Source organism: Xanthomonas sp. 3075 (assembly GCF_014197275.1).
GTDB lineage: Bacteria > Pseudomonadota > Gammaproteobacteria > Xanthomonadales > Xanthomonadaceae > Xanthomonas > Xanthomonas campestris_B.
Genome location: NZ_JACIFI010000001.1, coordinates 331,033 through 348,956 on the forward strand (window position 1 = coordinate 331,033; position 17,924 = coordinate 348,956).

Annotated in this window: 19 protein-coding genes; 14 read left to right on the plus strand and 5 right to left on the minus strand. The window is 66.3% G+C overall.

Annotated elements, in window-relative coordinates:
- The first annotated feature begins 3 nt into the window (after positions 1 to 3).
- A complete protein-coding gene (locus GGR62_RS01465) occupies positions 4 to 1,572 on the plus strand; it encodes a SulP family inorganic anion transporter (protein ID WP_184406185.1) in 1,569 nt (522 codons plus the stop codon).
- 683 nt (positions 1,573 to 2,255) lie between these two features.
- On the opposite strand, the gene nth is transcribed toward GGR62_RS01465, so the two are convergent.
- The 3 genes from nth to GGR62_RS01480 are packed head-to-tail and all read right to left on the minus strand — an operon-like array spanning position 2,256 to position 4,136.
- Positions 2,256 to 2,966: an endonuclease III gene (gene nth, locus GGR62_RS01470; protein ID WP_184406187.1), complete on the minus strand. Its 711-nt coding sequence runs from the start codon at positions 2,964 to 2,966 to the stop codon at positions 2,256 to 2,258.
- Positions 2,963 to 3,343 (minus strand): hypothetical protein, encoded by a 381-nt coding sequence (locus GGR62_RS01475; protein ID WP_184406189.1) that lies wholly within the window; start codon positions 3,341 to 3,343, stop codon positions 2,963 to 2,965. The genes nth and GGR62_RS01475 overlap by 4 nt, the downstream gene beginning before the upstream one ends.
- Positions 3,344 to 3,353: 10 nt before the next feature.
- The gene (locus GGR62_RS01480) at positions 3,354 to 4,136 is read right to left on the minus strand and encodes an enoyl-CoA hydratase-related protein (protein ID WP_184406191.1); all 783 of its coding nucleotides are present in this window, start codon (positions 4,134 to 4,136) and stop codon (positions 3,354 to 3,356) included.
- 163 nt (positions 4,137 to 4,299) lie between these two features.
- Between GGR62_RS01480 and GGR62_RS01485 the strand changes: the two genes are divergently transcribed.
- From GGR62_RS01485 to GGR62_RS01500, 4 genes are all read left to right on the plus strand, one after another.
- Entirely contained in the window at positions 4,300 to 4,998 is a 699-nt protein-coding gene (locus tag GGR62_RS01485) for an FKBP-type peptidyl-prolyl cis-trans isomerase N-terminal domain-containing protein (protein WP_184406192.1), read from the plus strand.
- Between the two features lie 113 nt (positions 4,999 to 5,111).
- Positions 5,112 to 5,909, plus strand: coding sequence for a CoA pyrophosphatase (locus GGR62_RS01490; protein ID WP_184406194.1), 798 nt, complete (start codon positions 5,112 to 5,114; stop codon positions 5,907 to 5,909).
- Positions 5,906 to 6,778: a sulfurtransferase gene (locus GGR62_RS01495; RefSeq protein WP_184406195.1), complete on the plus strand. Its 873-nt coding sequence runs from the start codon at positions 5,906 to 5,908 to the stop codon at positions 6,776 to 6,778. Before GGR62_RS01490 ends, GGR62_RS01495 begins: the two co-directional genes overlap by 4 nt.
- A 90-nt stretch (positions 6,779 to 6,868) precedes the next feature.
- Positions 6,869 to 7,825, plus strand: a complete 957-nt coding sequence (locus tag GGR62_RS01500; protein WP_184406197.1) for a DUF1684 domain-containing protein — start codon at positions 6,869 to 6,871, stop codon at positions 7,823 to 7,825.
- 220 nt (positions 7,826 to 8,045) lie between these two features.
- Here the strand turns inward: GGR62_RS01500 and GGR62_RS01505 are convergent, their stop codons facing one another.
- The gene (locus GGR62_RS01505) at positions 8,046 to 8,621 is read right to left on the minus strand and encodes an N-acetylmuramoyl-L-alanine amidase (protein ID WP_184406199.1); all 576 of its coding nucleotides are present in this window, start codon (positions 8,619 to 8,621) and stop codon (positions 8,046 to 8,048) included.
- A gap of 23 nt (positions 8,622 to 8,644) precedes the next feature.
- On the opposite strand from GGR62_RS01505, the gene GGR62_RS01510 reads away from it, so the two are divergent.
- The 9 genes from GGR62_RS01510 (at position 8,645) to GGR62_RS01550 (ending at position 17,170) form a co-directional block, all read left to right on the plus strand.
- Positions 8,645 to 9,136 (plus strand): MOSC domain-containing protein, encoded by a 492-nt coding sequence (locus GGR62_RS01510; RefSeq protein WP_184406201.1) that lies wholly within the window; start codon positions 8,645 to 8,647, stop codon positions 9,134 to 9,136.
- Complete coding sequence (locus GGR62_RS01515; RefSeq protein ID WP_184406203.1) at positions 9,133 to 9,660, plus strand: YqiA/YcfP family alpha/beta fold hydrolase; 528 nt, start codon at positions 9,133 to 9,135, stop codon at positions 9,658 to 9,660. Before GGR62_RS01510 ends, GGR62_RS01515 begins: the two co-directional genes overlap by 4 nt.
- A 40-nt stretch (positions 9,661 to 9,700) precedes the next feature.
- On the plus strand, positions 9,701 to 10,207 hold the full coding sequence (locus GGR62_RS01520) for an N-acetyltransferase (RefSeq protein ID WP_184406205.1): 507 nt from the start codon (positions 9,701 to 9,703) through the stop codon (positions 10,205 to 10,207).
- Positions 10,208 to 10,389: 182 nt separating this feature from the next.
- On the plus strand, positions 10,390 to 12,006 hold the full coding sequence (locus tag GGR62_RS01525) for an ATP-binding cassette domain-containing protein (protein WP_184406207.1): 1,617 nt from the start codon (positions 10,390 to 10,392) through the stop codon (positions 12,004 to 12,006).
- The gene (locus tag GGR62_RS21385) at positions 11,985 to 12,176 is read left to right on the plus strand and encodes a hypothetical protein (RefSeq protein ID WP_184406209.1); all 192 of its coding nucleotides are present in this window, start codon (positions 11,985 to 11,987) and stop codon (positions 12,174 to 12,176) included. The genes GGR62_RS01525 and GGR62_RS21385 overlap by 22 nt, the downstream gene beginning before the upstream one ends.
- On the plus strand, positions 12,173 to 14,308 hold the full coding sequence (rlmKL, locus tag GGR62_RS01535; RefSeq protein WP_184406210.1) for a bifunctional 23S rRNA (guanine(2069)-N(7))-methyltransferase RlmK/23S rRNA (guanine(2445)-N(2))-methyltransferase RlmL: 2,136 nt from the start codon (positions 12,173 to 12,175) through the stop codon (positions 14,306 to 14,308). The genes GGR62_RS21385 and rlmKL overlap by 4 nt, the downstream gene beginning before the upstream one ends.
- Before the next feature lie 205 nt (positions 14,309 to 14,513).
- Positions 14,514 to 15,290: an NAD kinase gene (locus GGR62_RS01540; RefSeq protein WP_184406212.1), complete on the plus strand. Its 777-nt coding sequence runs from the start codon at positions 14,514 to 14,516 to the stop codon at positions 15,288 to 15,290.
- A 174-nt stretch (positions 15,291 to 15,464) separates the two neighbouring features.
- Positions 15,465 to 16,430, plus strand: coding sequence for a 5'-nucleotidase (locus GGR62_RS01545; RefSeq protein ID WP_184406213.1), 966 nt, complete (start codon positions 15,465 to 15,467; stop codon positions 16,428 to 16,430).
- Entirely contained in the window at positions 16,427 to 17,170 is a 744-nt protein-coding gene (locus tag GGR62_RS01550) for a transferase (RefSeq protein WP_184406214.1), read from the plus strand. Before GGR62_RS01545 ends, GGR62_RS01550 begins: the two co-directional genes overlap by 4 nt.
- An 83-nt stretch (positions 17,171 to 17,253) precedes the next feature.
- On the opposite strand, the gene GGR62_RS01555 is transcribed toward GGR62_RS01550, so the two are convergent.
- On the minus strand, positions 17,254 to 17,817 hold the full coding sequence (locus GGR62_RS01555; protein ID WP_184406215.1) for a DUF2939 domain-containing protein: 564 nt from the start codon (positions 17,815 to 17,817) through the stop codon (positions 17,254 to 17,256).
- Positions 17,818 to 17,924: the final 107 nt, after the last annotated feature.

A 17,924-nucleotide genomic window follows, 5' to 3' on the forward strand; every position in this document is an offset into this window, starting at 1 on the left:
ACCATGAACACATCGGGTATCGGCGGATATTTCCGTCAGGGACTGTTTGGACGTGATTTGCTTTCGTCTGTGGTGGTCTTTCTTGTCGCGCTGCCGCTGTGCATGGGCATTGCGATCGCTTCCGGCATGCCGCCTGCCACAGGCTTGATCACCGGCATCATCGGTGGACTGGTCGTCGGGTTCCTGGCGGGCTCTCCCTTGCAGGTGAGCGGACCGGCCGCCGGCCTGGCTGTGTTGGTGTTTGAACTGGTCCGCGAGCACGGCATCGCGGCGCTCGGCCCGGTGATCCTGCTGGCCGGTGCGATCCAGCTGGTTGCCGGTCTGTGCCGCGCAGGCGTGTGGTTCCGGATGACCTCGCCGGCCGTGGTGGCCGGTATGTTGTCGGGTATCGGCATCCTGATCGTGGCATCGCAGGCGCACGTGCTGATGGACGCCGCTCCCAAGGCGCGCGGTCTGGAAAACTTCGCTGCATTGCCCGCCGTTGTATGGCAGGCGATCACCGAAGGGACCGGACGCACCGCGTTGTTCGTGGGTCTGGCCACCATCGGCATCATCCTGGCGTGGGACAAGCTGCGCCCGCAGCGCCTGCGGTTTTTGCCGGGTGCGTTGATCGCAGTGGTCGTGGTGACCGCGACGGTGCAGTTGCAGGGCCTGAACGTCAACAAGGTCGATGTCCCGACCAACCTGTTCTCGGCGATCACCATTCCCAGCTTTTCGGACATCTTCGGGGTGTTCAATGCCACCTTGCTGGTCTCCGCGGTGACCTTTGCCTTCATCGCCAGCGCGGAAACCTTGCTGTCGGCGGCGGCAGTGGATCGCATGCATCAGGGCGCGCGCACCCAGTACGACCGTGAGCTGGCGGCGCAGGGCGTGGGCAACATGCTGTGCGGTTTCCTGGGCGCACTGCCGATGACCGGTGTGATCGTGCGTAGCGCGGCCAATGTGCAGGCAGGTGCGGCCACGCGTGCATCGACCATCCTGCATGGCAGTTGGTTGCTGGTATTCGCGATGCTGCTGCCGTGGCTGTTGCGGATGACGCCGGTGGCGTGTCTGGCCGGCATCCTGGTCTACACGGGCGTGAAGATGATCAAGATCGGGCAGGTCAAGGAGCTGGCGACCTATGGTCGTGGCACTGCGGCGATCTACCTGGCGACCACCTTTGCGATCGTGGCGACCGACCTGCTGACCGGTGTGTTGATCGGCTTCGGTCTGTCGCTGTTCCGTCTGGCCCTGCACTCCTCGCGCCTGAAAGTGGACGTGCGCGAGCACGAGCACAAGAAGGACGAAATGCATCTGACCCTGCAGGGCTCGGCCACGTTCCTGAAAGTGCCGGCGATGGCGCGGACGCTGGAAAGTGTGCCGCCCAATACCGCACTGCATCTGGACGTGGCCAAGCTGCATCACGTCGACCACGCCTGCATCGAGTTGTTGCGCGACTGGAGCCGGAATGCGGCATCGCGCGGCTGCGAACTGGTAGTGGACTGGAACGAGCTGGATCGACGCGTGGAAGGCCAGCCGAAGGTGGAAAGCGTGCTGGTCGAACAGCGCGTGGAACAAGCCAAGGCGGCGTAAACCTGCTGCAAACGCCCGGCGTCCGCGCCGGGTGACCTCTGTCGTGACCGGGTGATGCATGGCGCCGCAAGACGCATCATCCGGTCACGATTTTTTTGGCCGGGAATCGGGAGTCGGGATTGGGGAATCGGAAACGCCGGGATTGGCCGTGCTGATACGAGACGCCTGGTGCCTGGCTAGTTGTTGCGACGGTTTTGCTAAGAGCAGCTAACAAAACCTGGCGAGCGAGCGCCTGTCAGTGAGTGCAGTGGTTTTGTCGGTCGTATCTTGGTGGATGCAGTCAGAAGTCCAGATCAAACACGGAGTGGGTCGAATGCGCGGTGCCCTCACCGCTGGCGGGACACGCCGTGAATCCGTCCGTGGAGGCTCGGTGGCGGCATCCATGCCGCCACACGGTCCCGCAAGCGGCGAGGACACCGCACCAGAGACTCCGCTGGTTGCTTTGTTTAAACCCATGCATGCCGACCATCTCGACTGGTCCTTGCCCGTCCAGCGTCGCGGGACCTTACGCGGCATGGATGCCGCGTAAGAGCTTACAAGGACGTCCTTGCAGCGTGTCCCGCGATGCTGGACGGGCAAGGGCCCTGCAGCCAGGCCGCAGATCAGCCGGCCTGCAGTAGGCTGACGCGAGGTCGTTTTGTTAGCCGCTCTAAGGCGTGTCAGCCATGTTGATTCAGATTGCGTCAGCTTTTGGGAATTGTCGGCCGTTCGGCTGGCGCAGGCGTCTTGTCGCGGTAGCGGCATAGATCGTGGATCACGCAGCCTGGGCAATCGGGTTTGCGTGCCTTGCAGACGTAGCGGCCATGCAGAATCAGCCAGTGATGTGCGTCATGCAGAAAGTCCGCAGGAATGACCTTGACCAGCGTGTCCTCGACCGCGCGCACGTCCTTGCCCGGCGCAAGACCGGTGCGGTTGGCGACGCGGAAGATATGCGTGTCCACCGCCATGGTGGGCTCGCCGTACGCGGTGTTGAGCACCACGTTCGCGGTCTTGCGACCGACGCCCGGTAGCGCCTCCAGTGCCGCGCGATCGCGCGGCACCTCGCCACCGTGTTGCTCCAGCAGGATCTTGCAGGTGGCGATGACGTTCTTTGCCTTGGCGTTGAACAGGCCGATGGTGGCGATGTAGCGCTTCAGGCCTTCTTCGCCAAGCTCCAGAATAGCGCCTGGCGTGTTGGCCACCGGATACAGCTTGCGGGTGGCCTTGTTGACGCCGACGTCGGTAGCCTGCGCCGATAGCAGCACGGCGATCAACAGCTCGAACGGCGTGGTGTATTCCAGCTCGGTGGTCGGGTGCGGATTGAGTTCGCGCAGGCGCTCGAACATTTCCTGGACGTCGGTTTTGCGCATATTGCTGCCGCGCCGTCTCGGCGCAGCGGGACGTGCCTCGTTCATGGCTGCGCTCCACCGGCAGCCTTGGCCTTGGCGCGGGCCAGGATCGCGGCGGCCAGCGGCGGCAACGCGGGTGTTGCCGGTTGGCTTGGGACGGGTGCAGGTGCTCGGCGTGCATCGCGTTCGGCGGCGCGACGTTGCAGACGTGCGGCGCGTGCGCGGTAGCGTTCACGTGCGGCCCAGGCATCGCGCAGGCGGTGCTGTGCGGCCATCACGATCGCGCGCACATGCGGGCACGCCGGGTCCAGCAGGTCGTCGCGTGGATCGGGCTGGTACTCCATCAAACCGAGTGTCAGCGCGCGATCGAGATCGTCGGCTTGCACGCAGTCGACTAATTGCAGCGGTAGCGGACGCGTTGCCGGTGTGGGGTCGAACGTCATGGTCGATGAATCAGCGATTGCGGAAATGCGCGGGGCGCTTGTCGAGAAACGCGCGGGTGCCTTCGCGCATGTCGTCGCTGGCGAACAGCAACGCGAATTGCGCGGTTTCCAGCTGCAGGCCTTCTTCGATGGCGCATTCGCCACCGAACACCACCGCATCCAGAATGCCGCGCAGGGCCAACGGTGCGGCATTGGCCAGGCGCTGTGCCAACGCCAGCGTTTCTTCCTGCAACGCCTCCGGCTCCACCACGCGGTTGACCAGACCCAACTGCAATGCGCGCGCCGCATCGATCGGCAGGCCGAGCAGGCACAGCTCCAGCGCCGCCGCCCGCCCGGTCAGGCGCAACAGCCGTTGCGTGCCGCCGAAGCCGGGAATCAGGCCGAGATTGATTTCCGGCTGTCCCAGGCGTGCGGTGGATGCGGCGATGCGCAGATGGCAGGCCATGGCCAGTTCCAGCCCGCCGCCGAGCGCAAATCCATTCACCATCGCGATCACCGGCTTGGGCATCCGCTCGATGCGGCGCATCAGGTGCTGGCCGAGCAGCGAGAACTCGCGTCCCCGCATCGCCGACAGATCGCACATTTCAGCGATATCGGCGCCTGCGACAAACGCCTTGGGGCCGGCGCCGGTGAGAATCACCGCGCGTACGTTGTCCGCGCCTGCGGCATCCAGGAACGCCTGGTCCAGTGCCCGCAGCGTTTCCTGGTTCAAGGCGTTCAGTTTGTCCGGTCGATTGACCGTGATCGTCCGTACACTGGCGTGGTCGGCGATCAGAATGACGTGACTGGACATGGAAATCCTTGCGAACGTAAAAAATTAGTAAATGCGGAACTTCCGAAAGCCTTGCTGGTCATAGCTTTCGTGATAAGTAGCGGTTCGGTATCGCGGCCGCTATCCTAGCGCGTCATCTCAGGCGGCAGACCCGTCCTGTGCCACCACCCTGGAGAATTGTTTGATGAAGTTGCGTTCTATCGCGGTCGCTGTGGCGGCCCTGGCCCTGACGGGCAATGCACTGGCCCAGGACACGACGTCCGAGAAGGGCAAGTTGAGCTACTACTTCGGTTATGACTACGGCAACAACCTTGCCGAGCTCACCGGTCGCGGCGAGCAGCTCGACATCAACTCGGTGGTAAAGGGGTTGCAGGACGCCTATGCCAAGAAGCAGCCGGCAATCACCGCCGACCAGCTGAAGCCGGCCGTCGAAGCGTTCCAGAAGCGTGAGCAGGGCCGTGCCCAGCAAGCCAAGGCCGAGTACGAAAAGGCCGCTGCCGCCAACAAGACCAAGAGCGACCAGTTCCTGGCCAAGAACAAGGGCACCGCTGGAGTGCAGACGCTGCCGAGCGGCGTGCAGTACCGCGTGATCGAGGCAGGCAAGGGCGCCAAGCCGACCCAGGCCAGCACCGTGCAGCTGGAAGTGGCCGGTCCGTTCCCCTTCGGCGACCGCGAGAAGGCACGTCCGGCCCAGCAGATCCCGGCCATCAAGGTCAGCGAAGTCGAAATGCAGGCCATGCGCGACACGCTGCTGCAGATGCCGGCCGGTTCGAAGTGGGAAGTGACCCTGCCGCCGGAAAAGGCATACGGTGCCGATCCGCGGACGCCGTTCCCGCCGAACGTGGCTGTGCAGTTCGAGATCAAGCTGGTCAGCGTCAAGTAATTGCGTTTGATGGTGCGTTGACAACGCCGGCCACCAGGCCGGCGTTGTCGTTTATCGCATCGGTGGCCGATGACATGGACCGGTGCGCGACGCAGCGGTGGCAGGAGCGAGCGATGACAGGCACCGATTCCGATCCCAGCAGTCTGCCCAGCCCGTGTATCGGTGTATGTTCGTTGGACGCGCAGTCGCACTGCGTCGGCTGCTTGCGCAGTCTTGATGAAATTGCACGTTGGATGAGCATGAGCGACGCCGAACGCCAGCGGTATCTGCACACGGTGCTGCCTGCACGCGCCCTGGCTGCGCGCTTGCCCGAGTCTGCGCAACTGCGGCGGGCGTTGTATCCGCTGGAGACCGCGCCTGCCGGGCCGGGCTGGAATCATGCCGAATTGATCGATCTGACCGAGGCGGGTGCGTCCGCCGAGGCCGCTGTGCTGTGCGGTCTGGTGCCGCGCGCGCAGGGCACCATGGTGCTGTTGACGCGGCGTACCGACAGCCTGCGCCACCACGCCGGACAGGTCAGCTTTCCGGGTGGGCGGATCGAGCCGTCGGATGCCGATGTGGCCGCCGCCGCCTTGCGTGAGAGTTGCGAAGAGATCGCGCTTGGCGCCGATCAGGTGCATGCGCTGGGCTATCTGGATCCGTTTTTGACCGTGAGCGGTTTTCGCGTGACGCCGGTGGTTGCGGTGATCGACCCGGCATTCGTGCCGGTACCGCAGCCTGATGAAGTGGCCGAGGTGTTCGAGGTGCCGTTGGCCTACCTGATGGACCCGGATAATCTGCGCAGCGTGGCGCTGGAGTTTCGCGGTCGGCCGCGCCAGGTGTTGGAATACGACTGGCCCGGGCAGCGCATCTGGGGCGCCACTGCGGCCATCCTTCTGAATCTTCGTCGTCGCCTGGAGCAGGTTGCATGAGGACTGAGCTCAACTGGACCACGCTGGTCGACAGCACCACGCTGGCGGCCGCCCTGCAGCATCCGCAACTGCGCTTGCTGGACGCGCGCGCAGCGCCGCCGACCGCGCCGGACCCGGACGCCGCACGCAAGGCATACGCACAGGGGCATCTGCCAGGCGCGCAGTACGCCGATCTCGATACCGATCTGGCCGATCTGTCGCGGCCTGCGCAGGGGCGCCATCCGCTGCCGCAGAGCGCTGCCTTCGCCAAGCGTCTGGGCGCGTGGGGTATCGATCCTGACAGCCAGGTGGTGGTTTACGACGCCGGCGACGGCAGCATGGCCGCCGCGCGGGCATGGTGGATGTTGCGACTGATGGGGCATCGCCGTGTGGCGGTGCTCGATGGCGGGTTTTCCGCCTGGCGCGCTGCCGGATTGCCGGAAACCACCGAGCATTCGGAGCTGAGCGACGGTCCGGCCTATCCGGGCAGTTTCGATCACGACGCCGTGGTCGAGGCCGAGCAGATCCTGGCGCGGTTGGATCAGGCGCCGGGCTGGTTGCTGGATGCGCGCGCGGGCGAGCGCTTTCGCGGGGAGGTGGAGCCGATCGATCCGGTGGCCGGCCATGTGCCGGGTGCGCTGAGTCGCCCGCTGGGTCTGAGCCTGCGCGATGGGCGTTTCAAACCGGCCGACGAATTGCGTGCCGAGTTGTCTGCGCTGCTGGGTGCGTATCGGCCCGAGCAGGTGGTGGTGATGTGCGGATCCGGCGTGACCGCCTGCCATCTGCTGCTGGCGCTGGAAGTTGCCGGGTTGTCGGGTGCGCGTGTTTACGCCGGTTCCTGGAGTGGTTGGTTGCAGGATCGGTCGCGACCGGTCGCGACCACGACCTGATTGCAGGCACAATAGCCGCAGGAACGGTGGTCTGTGGGGGACGCAGACTCGCTGCGCGGAGCGCAGTTTCTCGCAGTGCTGGGTGAATGCATGCGGTTGCAGTTGCAAGTTGGCGCGTTATGCGTCGCGGCGTCGTTGATGACTGCGTGTTCGGCAGGGTCGACGACTGGCGCCAGCGATGCGCGGGTTGCCGGTCATCGAAAAGGCGATGGCGCCGGGGTGGCGTACCAGCTCGAGCTGGCGCACGCGCGTGCACAGCGGTTGAAGCAGTTGCGCGCGCCCGACGGCTGGCTGAGCTACACCGGCTCCGGTCGCGTGCGTGCGGGCCAGTATCGCGTGGGCAGCGATCCGCACAGCGATATCGTGTTGCCGGCCGGTCCTGCGCAGTTGGGGAGGCTGAGCCTGGACAACCACGGCTACGTCTACTTCAAGGCCGCCGCCGGTGCAGTGGTTACCTTGAATGGCCGGCGCGTCGACCAGGTCACCCTGGATTCGGAACGGGCAGGGCAGCGCGGCGATCGCCTGGATGTCGACGGCCGGGAGTTCTATGTGGTGCAGACCGGCAGCCTGTTCGGCTGGCGGTTCCGCGACCCGACGGCGGCGGCGCTGAAGCAGTTCGATGGTCTGGAATATTTCCCGACCGACCCGCGTTGGCGTATCCAGGCCCAGTGGCAGCCCTATGCCAAACCGCGTACGACGATCTTGCTGACCTCGATCGGTACACCGCTGACGGTAGAGCTGCTCGGCGAAGCGGTGTTTTCGCGCAATGGCCAGCAATATCGGTTGCAGCCGCTGTTGCGCGAGGACGGGAAAGGGCTGTTTTTCCTGTTTGCCGATCGCACCAGTGGCAAGGAGAGTTATGGCGGCGCACGCTATCTCTACACGCCGCTGCCACGCGATGGCCGCGTCACGCTCGATTTCAATCTGGCAGAAAACCCTCCCTGCGCGCTGACGCAGCATGTGGTTTGCCCGATCGCCCCACCAGAAAACCGGCTGGATGTGGCGGTGAATGCAGGCGAGATGACGTATCGCGCAGCGGAGCGCTGAGCGCGATGCGAGTGACCCCGACCTCTGTGATGCGCGTTGATTGCGGCATGCAAGCGCGGCCAACGCGAGTGCGCAGGGCTGCTTGAAGGCCGCATGTCGGCGAGACACTCGCTGTGCAGGGCGGGGGAGTGTTGCAGGGCTTGCTGACCGCATCGCCAGGTTGCGTCGACACGCGGCGGCTTGCCGCACCGACACCTCGTGCACGCGTCAGGTAACGCGCTCAGCGCGGCGTATGCGACCAACTCACCGCAGCTTCGATCTGCGGCCACGGGAACAGCGGGCCGGGGTCGAGCTTGCGTTGGATCTTGCGCGACGGATCGTCGCTGGCCGCTTCCTGGGTGGTGTCCAGGGCCTGGTGCCCGGCGATCCGGCGCACCGACGGCAGCTGTTGTTGCAGCCACTGCAGCAGCGTGATCAGTGCGGCGATCTGCGCCGGCGGATACGGCTCGGTCATCGTCTGGTGGCGCGAATCCAGCCAATGCGGATAACGGCCGCTGTTGACCAGTTCGATGCCCAGCGTATGCGGGTTGTGGCCGCGCACGTGGTGGGCGACGCGCTCCAGGGCGACGTATTGCTGGATGCTGCCGTTGCGATCGATGTAGTAATGCCCGCTGTTGCCAGTGCCGCTGTCGTACAGCACGCGCTCGCCGTATTCGCGCGCCATCGCCATGTCCGGCAACTCGGTGCAATGGATGACCACCATGTCGATCTGGGTGAGCGCGCGGCGCGCCAGCCGCGATTCGTAGGACAACGGTGCGTAGGTGATCGGCGGAGACGGCAGGACGGCATCGGACATGGGACGAATGCTAGCATTCGACGATGGCTTTGAATCCCGACAGCCCATTGGGCAAATTGATGGCAACGCTCCCGCAGACCGGTCAGCTGACCTGGATCGGCGTGCGCCCGGCGCGCGATGTGGACATGATCGAGGTGGACGCGGCGCAGGCCACCACCGGCATTGGCCTGGTCGGTGATCGCTACAAGGGCGGCAGCGGCAAGCGCGGCGTGACCTTGATCCAGGCCGAGCACCTGCCGGTGATTGCGGCACTGACCGGTCACGCAACGATTGCGGCCGCCATGTTGCGGCGCAATCTGATGGTCTCGGGCATTCCGTTGATCGCCTTGAAAGGGCGGCGCTTTCGCATCGGCGAGGTCGAGCTGGAAGGCACCGATCCGTGCGATCCGTGTTCGCGCATGGAAGATGCATTGGGTGCCGGTGGCTATAACGCCATGCGCGGCCATGGTGGGCTGTGCGCCCGTATCCTGCGTGGCGGCGTGCTGCGCCTTGGCGATACGGTGCAGGCGCTATGAGTCGCGGTCACTGCATCCTGTCGCACGGGTTCGAAAGCGGTCCCGACGCGCTGAAAGTCACTGCCTTGGCCAATGTCGCCGAGCAGCTGGGCTGGACGCACGAGCGCCCCGATTACACCGACCTGGATGCGCGCCGCGAGGTGAGTGCGCTCGGCGATGTGCGTGGCCGCCTGCAACGCTTGCTGGACATCGCGCGTGCGGCCGCCGACAGGGGCCCGCTGGTGTTGGTCGGTTCCAGCCTGGGCTCGTATGTCGCCGCGCAGGTGTCGCTGCAGGTGCCCACGCGCGGATTGTTTCTGATGGTGCCGCCAACCCGGATGGGGCCCTTGCCGGCGCTGGATGCGGCGCAGATACCGATTTCGATCGTGCATGCCTGGCGCGACGAACTGATTCCTGCCAGCGATGTGATCGCCTGGGCGCAGCCGCGTGGTGCGCGCCTGTTGTTGGTCGATGACGATCATCGCCTCGCGGCGCATGTGGATGCCTCTGCACGTGCGTTCGCCGAACTGTTGCAGAGCCTGTGATGCGCCGCCGCCCGATCGACTGTTGCCTGCAGGATTGCCGATGAACGTCCTGATCCGCGAAGCCAGCGAAGGCGATGCAGCCGCCATCGAGATCCTGACGATGGTCGCGTTCATGCGCGCCGAGCACAGCCGGCATGACGAACAGCACGTGATCGCCGCCTTGCGCGACGACGGCGCACTGGCGTTGTCGTTGGTGGCCGACCATGACGGCTATGTCGTCGGCCATGTGGCGGTGTCACCGGTGTCGCTGTCGGACGATTCGCCCGGTTGGTACGCGCTGGGGCCGCTGGCAGTGGGGCCGGGACACCAACGTCAAGGGCTGGGCACGCGGTTGGTGCAGGCCGCACTGGCCAGCTTGCGCGAGCGGGGCGCAGCCGGTTGTCTGGCGCTTGGCGAGCCGGCGTTCTTCCAGCGGCTGGGCTTTGCGGTGGAGCCGGGGCTGGTAGTGCCCGATGTGCCCGTCTCCGAGCTGCAGGCGCTGGCATTCGGCGACCGCCTGCTGCCGCTCGCCGATGTGTCCTATCACCCGGCATTCGGCTTGGGCTGAGTGCACGCGGTGGCCGCTCACTGCGCGGGTGTTGTCGCAGCACCTGCAGGGTTAGACTGGTCGCACAGCAACTGCCTGAGGATCGGTCCAATGCGCCATTGATGCCGCCGTCGTGATGACGGCCTGACCCGCTGCTGATCCGGTTGGATCGGTGCGTGTGCTGGCATGCAATGGAGACGCTGATGACCTGTCCGTCGCTGACGCTGCAAAGCGTGGCGTATGCGCTGCCCGATGGCAGCCCGCTATTTTCCGATTTGAGTATCCACATCGACCAACGCGCCACTGGCCTGGTCGGGCGTAATGGTGTGGGCAAGAGCGTACTGGGACGCCTGCTGGCCGGCGAGTTGCTGCCCAGCGCCGGGCGCTGCGTGCGCAACGGCAGCGTGCATTACCTGCCGCAGCGGGTGAGCGTTGCGCCGGGGCAGCGCATTGCCGACTTGGCCGGGATTGCGCCGCTGCTGGATGCGTTGGACAGGATCGCCGCCGGTAGCGTTGCGCCAGACGATTTCGAACTGGTCGGCGAGCGCTGGACGGCACACGAACACTTCGCCGCAGAACTCGAACGGCAAGGGTTGGGAGGGCGCGATCCGCGAGCACTGTCCGCGCAACTCAGCGGCGGCGAAGCGATGCGCGTGGCGCTGGCCGGCGCGTTTGTGACCCAGCCGGACCTGTTGATTCTGGACGAGCCCAGCAATCACCTGGATGGCCCGCAACGCCAGCGGCTGATGGATCAATTGCAGGCATGGAGCGCTGGCTTGCTGGTGATCAGCCACGATCGCCTGTTGCTGGACACGATGCAGCGCATCGTCGAAGTGTCTGCCCACGGGCTCCGCAGCTACGGCGGCAATTACGCGTTCTATGCGCAGCAGCGCGCGCTGGAACAGCAGGCGGCCGGCGATCTGCTGGCCCAGCGCAAGCACGCACGCGCGCGCGGCGAGCAGGCGCTGCGCGAGCAGCATCGGCGTCAACAACAACGCCAGGCGCGGGGCGCACGTGCCGCCGGGCAGGCCAATCAGGCATCGATCCTGCTCGGCGGGCAGAAGCAGCGCAGCGAGGTCAGCGCCGGCCGGCTGCAACAGCACCATCAGGCCGAACAGGCGCGGCTGCGCGAGGCGGTGGTGCAGGCCGCAGCGCAGGTGGAGATCGATTCGACAATCGCGTTGCTGGCGCCGGCAACGCCAGCCGGCGTCGCATCGCGGCGGTTGGCGACGCTGCGGCAGGTGGAACTTGCAAACGGGCGACTGGGCGGGCGACGGCTGGAACTGTTGTTGCATGGGCCGCTGCGGATTGGCCTGGTCGGCCCCAACGGCAGCGGGAAGTCGGCGTTGCTGCAGCTGTTGGCCGGGCGCCTGCAGCCCAGCGCAGGGCGGTGCGAGGTGCATGTACCGGTGGCGTATCTGGACCAGGACGTGGGGTTGCTGGATCCGGCGCGTTCGGCCGCTGCACACCTGCAGGATGCAGACCCGGGCGCACAGGCCCACGCACAGCGGCTGCGCCTGGCGTTGCTGGGACTGGATCAGACACGCGCCGACCTGCCCACCGGCCAGCTCAGCGGCGGGCAGCGGCTCAAGGCGGCGTTGGCCTGCGCGCTGTACCGGGCGCAGCCGGCGCAGTTGCTCTTGCTGGACGAGCCGACCAACCACCTGGATCTGGCCTCGGTGGACGCGATCGAAGCGCTGCTGCGCAGCTATGCCGGTGCACTGATCGTCGCTTCGCACGATGCCGCGTTCCTGCAGCGGCTGGGGCTGCGGCAGCGCCTGGATACCGCGCAGCCGCAGTGGCGGCTGGCGCCGTGGTGAACCGCGTAGCGGGCCATCCGGCCACCGGGCTGGTAAAGCCGGCTCCGATGGCCGACCATTTGCGCCCCGCCCGCAGCGGCCACGGCTTTGCCCCTCCGGGCGCCGGCCCAGCGTCCTGCTCCCACGCTCGCCCCCACGGCCAGCGTCTTTATCGATACCTGCCTACGTGAAATTCTTCGCATCCTGTGCCAAGGGCCTGGAATACCTGCTTGCCGACGAGCTGCTGTCGCTCGGCGCCAGCAAGGCCACTGCCACCATCTCCGGCGTCAACGTCGAGGGCGACATGCGTGACGCGCAACGCGCCGTCCTGTGGTCGCGCCTGGCCAGTCGCGTGCTGTGGCCGTTGAGCGAGTTCGATTGCCCGGACGAGGACGCGCTGTATGCCGGCGTGTCCGAGTTGCCGTGGGACGAGCACCTGTCCGTCGGCCACACGCTGTCGGTGGATGCGCATGTCTCCGGGACCGCGATCACGCACGCGCGGTACGCGGCGCAGCGGATCAAGGACGCGGTGGTCGACACCATGCGCCGGCAGGGCCTGGAGCGCCCGTCGGTGGATGTGGAAAGCCCGGATCTGCGCCTGAACCTGTCGCTGCGCAAGGGCCGCGCCACCATCTCGGTGGATCTGGGCGGCGGCCCGCTGCATCGGCGCGGCTGGCGCATGGCGCAGAACGAAGCGCCGCTGAAGGAAAACCTGGCCGCAGCGGTGTTGCTGCGCGGCGGTTGGCCGCGCGCGTACGCCGAGGGCGGTGGCCTGCTGGATCCGATGTGCGGCAGCGGCACCTTGTTGATCGAAGGCGCGCTGATGGCCGCCGACGTCGCGCCCGGGCTGCAGCGCTATGGCAGTGATCTCCCCAGCCGCTGGCGCGGCTTTGACCGCGAGGGCTGGCAGCAGCTGGTGAGCGACGCGCGCGAGCGCGACAGTCTCGGCCGCGCCGCGCTCAAGCAGGTGATCCACGGCAGCGACATGGATCCGCATGCGATCCGCGCGGCCAAGGAGAACGCGCAGGTGGCCGGCGTGGCCGAGGCGATCTGGTTCGGCGTGCGTGAGGTGGGCGATCTGCAGACTCCGCCGCAGGCCACCGGCGTGGTGGTGTGCAATCCGCCTTACGACGAGCGTCTGGCGGCCGACGCGGCGCTGTACCGCCGCCTGGGCGATACCTTGCAGCGCGCCGTGCCGCAATGGCGGGCCAGCCTGCTGTGCGGCAATGCCGAGCTGGCCTATGCCACCGGGCTGCGCGCGGGCAAGAAGTATCAGCTGTTCAACGGCGCGATCGAATGCGCGTTGATCGTCTGCGACCCGATCGCGGTGCCGCGGCGCACCCCGTTGGCCGCACCGACCGCGCTCAGCGAAGGTGCGCAGATGGTCGCAAACCGTTTGCGCAAGAATCTGCAGAAGTTCAAGAAGTGGCGCGCGCGCGAAGGCATCGAATGCTTCCGCGCCTACGACGCCGATCTGCCGGAATATTCCGCCGCCATCGACGTGTATCAGCAAGCCGATGGCGATCGCCGCGTGTTTCTGCATGTGCAGGAATACGCAGCGCCGGCGACGATTCCCGAAGCCGATGTGCGCCGTCGTCTGGGCGAACTGCTGGCCGCCGCGCGCGAGGTGTTCGAGGTGCCGGGCGAGCGCGTGGCGCTCAAATCGCGCGAGCGTGGCAAGGGCGGCAGCAAGTACGGCCGCTTCGAGCAGCGCAATGAGGTCATCAATGTGCGTGAGCACGGCGCCTTGCTGCGGGTGAATCTGTTCGATTACCTGGACACCGGCCTGTTTCTGGACCATCGCCCGTTGCGCGGCACCATGGCCACGCAATCCAGGGGGCGGCGCTTTCTCAATCTGTTCTGCTACACCGGCGTGGCCAGCGTGCAGGCGGCGGTGGCCGGCGCGAGCTCCACCACCAGCGTGGATCTGTCCGGCACCTATCTGCAGTGGTGCGCCGACAACCTGGCCTTGAACGGCCAGGCCGGCAGCAAGCACAAGCTGGTGCAGGCCGATGCGCTGGCCTGGCTGGAAGCCGAGCGCGCGCATTTCGACGTGATCTTCTGCGACCCGCCGACCTTCTCCAACTCCGCGCGCGCCGAAGACTTCGACATCCAGCGCGAGCACGTGCGCCTGCTGCGTGCGGCAGTGGCGCGGCTGGCACCGGGCGGGGTGCTGTATTTCTCCAACAATTTCCGTCGCTTCAAGCTGGACGAGGAGCTGGTGGCCGAGTTCGCGCAGTGCGAGGAAATCAGCCCGCGTACGATCGATCCGGATTTCGAACGGCATGCGCGGATTCATCGGGCGTGGCGGTTGACGGCGTAAGGTCGCCCGGGTCGCGTCTGCCGGCCCGGGGTGCGCGTTGCGCTATCGGTCGTGTCCGCGCCCGCTTGGCTGCCGCACGCCGGCTCGTCGGTCTCCCTTGATCGCGCAGGCGCAGGCGCGGCCAGGTATGCGAGGGCAGGGTGCGGCCCCCAACAAGCCCGGCACAGGGCTGGGGTATGCTGATTCGCATGTATTGGAGTCAACGATGAACGCACCACCTCGCATCGCCTTTCTCGCCAGTCCTGCCGAACCGGCAGTGACCGCGCGCGCACGTCTGGTGCAGCGCTACGGCGATCATTCGCTGGACACTGCCGACATCGTGTGCGCCCTGGGCGGAGATGGCTTCATGCTGCAGACCCTGCATCGGCATGGTGCTTCCGACAAGCCGGTGTTCGGCATGAAGCTGGGCTCGGTCGGGTTCCTGATGAACCACTACCGCGACGACGAAGACAATCTGCTCGCGCGCCTGCAACGTGCCGAGCCCGCCTACCTGCGTCCGCTGGAAATGCTGGTGCAGACCGAGTCCGGGACCAGCGCAGGCTCGCTGGCCTATAACGAGGTCTCGCTGTTGCGGCAGACCCGTCAAGCCGCGCATTTGAGCGTGGACCTCAACGGCCAGACCCGCATCGCCGAGCTGATCGGCGACGGCGTGATGGTCGCCACCCCGGCCGGCAGCACCGCGTACAACTATTCCGCACATGGGCCGATCCTGCCGCTGGGTTCGCATACCCTGGCGCTGACTCCGATCGCCCCTTACCGCCCGCGTCGCTGGCGTGGCGCCATCCTCAAGGCCGATACCGAGGTGCGTTTCCGCGTGCTGGACCCGTACAAGCGTCCGGTCAGCGTCACCGCCGACTCGCACGAGATCCGCGACGTGGTCGAAGTGACCATCCGCGAATCCACGCAGCGCCAGGTGACGCTGCTGTTCGATCCCGAACACAATCTGGAAGAACGCATTTTCAGCGAGCAGTTCGCGGTGTGAGGGGCGGGGATTGGGCATTGGGCATTCGGGATTGGAAACGGCAGCAGCACGGCACGTAGTCTTTAGAATCGCGCGCACGCGCTACGATGCTGCGCGGATGCGCGATTAAGTCCCGACCTCCGGTTACTGCTTCAACCAATTCCCCACTCCCGATTCCCGAATCCCGGCCCCCAAATGACCGACAACTCCCCCAGGCTCCTGACCGTCGCGGTGACCTCGCGTGCGCTGTTCGATCTCGAAGAAGGCCATGCGCTGTTCGAGGCCGACGGCGTGGAGGCGTATTCGACGTTCCAGCGCGAGCACGAGGACGACATCCTGGAGCCGGGCGTGGCCTTTCCGGTGGTGCGCAAGCTGCTGGCGCTCAACCATGACGTGCCCGAAGACACCCCGCGCGTGGAGGTGATTCTGCTGTCGCGCAATTCTGCCGATACAGGCTTGCGTATCTTCAATTCGATCCAGCACTACAACCTGGGCATCGTGCGCGCGACCTTTACCTCCGGCGAGCCGACCTGGCCGTATGTGAAGCCGTTCGGTACCGATCTGTTTCTGTCGGCCAATCCGGAGTCGGTGCGGCGAGCGCTCACCCATGGCATCGCGGCGGCGACCATCATGCCGCGCGCACCGGGCGAGCGTGCCGAGGCTGCGGCGGCGATCGTGGACAACGACGAAAGCCGTTTGTCCACGCAGCTGCGTATCGCCTTCGACGGCGATGCGGTGATCTTCGGCGACGAGAGCGAGCGCATCTCGCGGGAGCAGGGCGTGGAGGCGTTTGGACGCCATGAGCGCGAGCGCGCACGCGAACCGTTATCGGTCGGGCCCTTCCGTAATTTCCTGTCGGCGCTGCATGCGCTGCAGTCGGCGTTTCCGCCCGGCGAGGCGTCGCCGATCCGTACCGCGCTGGTCACCGCGCGTTCGGCACCGGCACACGAGCGGGTGATCCGTACCCTGCGCGAGTGGGGCGTGCGTCTGGACGAGGCGTTGTTCCTCGGCGGGCGGCACAAGGGGCCGTTCCTGGAAGCGTTTGGCGCGGATATCTTCTTTGACGATTCGCAGCACAACATCGATAGCGCGCGGCAACACCAGCACGTGGCGGCCGGCCATGTGCCGCATGGCGTGGCCAACGACCCGCCGAGCAGATGAGCGATACACCGCGCACGCCCGGGGCCGCCGCGTTGCGCGCCACCTGGCGCACGCTCGAACTGTCTTTCGCCGATGACACCGTGCAGACGCGCATGGCGCGCTGGGCGCCGCATTGGTTGCTGCTGCCGTATACCCGCAGCATGCTGGCCGCGCTGTGGCTGCAGCCGCAGCCCGCGCGCATCGGCATCATCGGCTTCGGCGGCGGCGCGCAAGCCACGTTCTGTCACCGTTATCTGCGCACCACGCGCACCGAGGCGGTGGACGCCGATGCGCAGGTACTGGCGTTGCGCGATACGTTTGGCGTGCCGCGTGACGATGCACGGCTGGAGGTCACCCACGGCGACGGTGCGCAGTGGATCAGCTCCCGCGTCGGCCGCTACGACCTGTTGTTGCTGGATGCCTACGATGCGCACGGCATTCCGCCGGCATTGCGCACACCCGAGTTCTACGCCGATTGCCGCGCTGCACTCACCCCGGGCGGTGTGCTGGCGCTGAATCTCTACGCCGTGCCGGTGGCCGATCATCTGGCGCAGCTGCGTGCGCTCTTCGAAGGCCACGTGCTGTTGCTTGCCGAGGCGGATCCGCGCAATCAGGTGCTTTACGCCTGGAATGGCAAGCGCACCCCGCAGACGGCCGAGCAGGTGCTGGCGACGCTGCCATGGTCGGCGCGCCGGCAGTTGCGAGCACCGATGTCGCGGCTGCAGGCGGCATGGATGGAGCGGGCCTGGCGGTTTGCCTGAGGCCGGATGTCAGGCGGCTGCCGGCAGCGTCTTGTTGCGAGACCTGCGCTGCGCGACATGCGCGGCGGCACTGCGTTTCGCTGTTACCGGGTCGGCGGCGCGGTATCTGCCAGCGGCAGCTGGATGTCGGTCAGTCGCCAGCGCAGGCCTTGCCGGGTCAGCACGAAGACCACCGGTGTGCCGGTCGCAGTGTGCGTTGTGGCAGTGAAGCGGCGGCTGGATTCGAAGCGTTGTTCGGCAGCCTGCAGCGGGCGCGCAGGCGATGGCGCTGCATAGGTATCGGCACTGACGGTATCGCCGCTGACGCGATTCCAGACGCTATGGCCCTGCAGCAGCGCACCGATGCCCAGTGGCGTGACCAGGGTGTCCACGCCCGCACCGCTGATGCCGCTGGCAAGCTGCAAGGCGAATCCGCCGAACAGGCTCGATTGCAGGCTGCTGCCGGCCTGGCGAATCAGGTAATCGTCCAGCTGCGCCTTGAGGTTGACCCGCAGACTGGGGAAATCCACGTGGCGCTCCAGTTGCCCGGCATCACGATCGGCAATCGCTTGGCTGATCCCGCGAATGGCCAGGTACGGGCCGGCAACCACGTAACCGGCCACTAACAGCACGGCCAGTAAGGGCAGTAGCAGCCAGCGCTTTTTCATGGTTCCCCTTCCGGTGCGGTTGATGGCGGCGACGATATCGATGGCTGCGAATGCGCAGCGAAACACCGCCACCGGCCGTTGACTGACGGCGCGGCTTCGATCGCTCT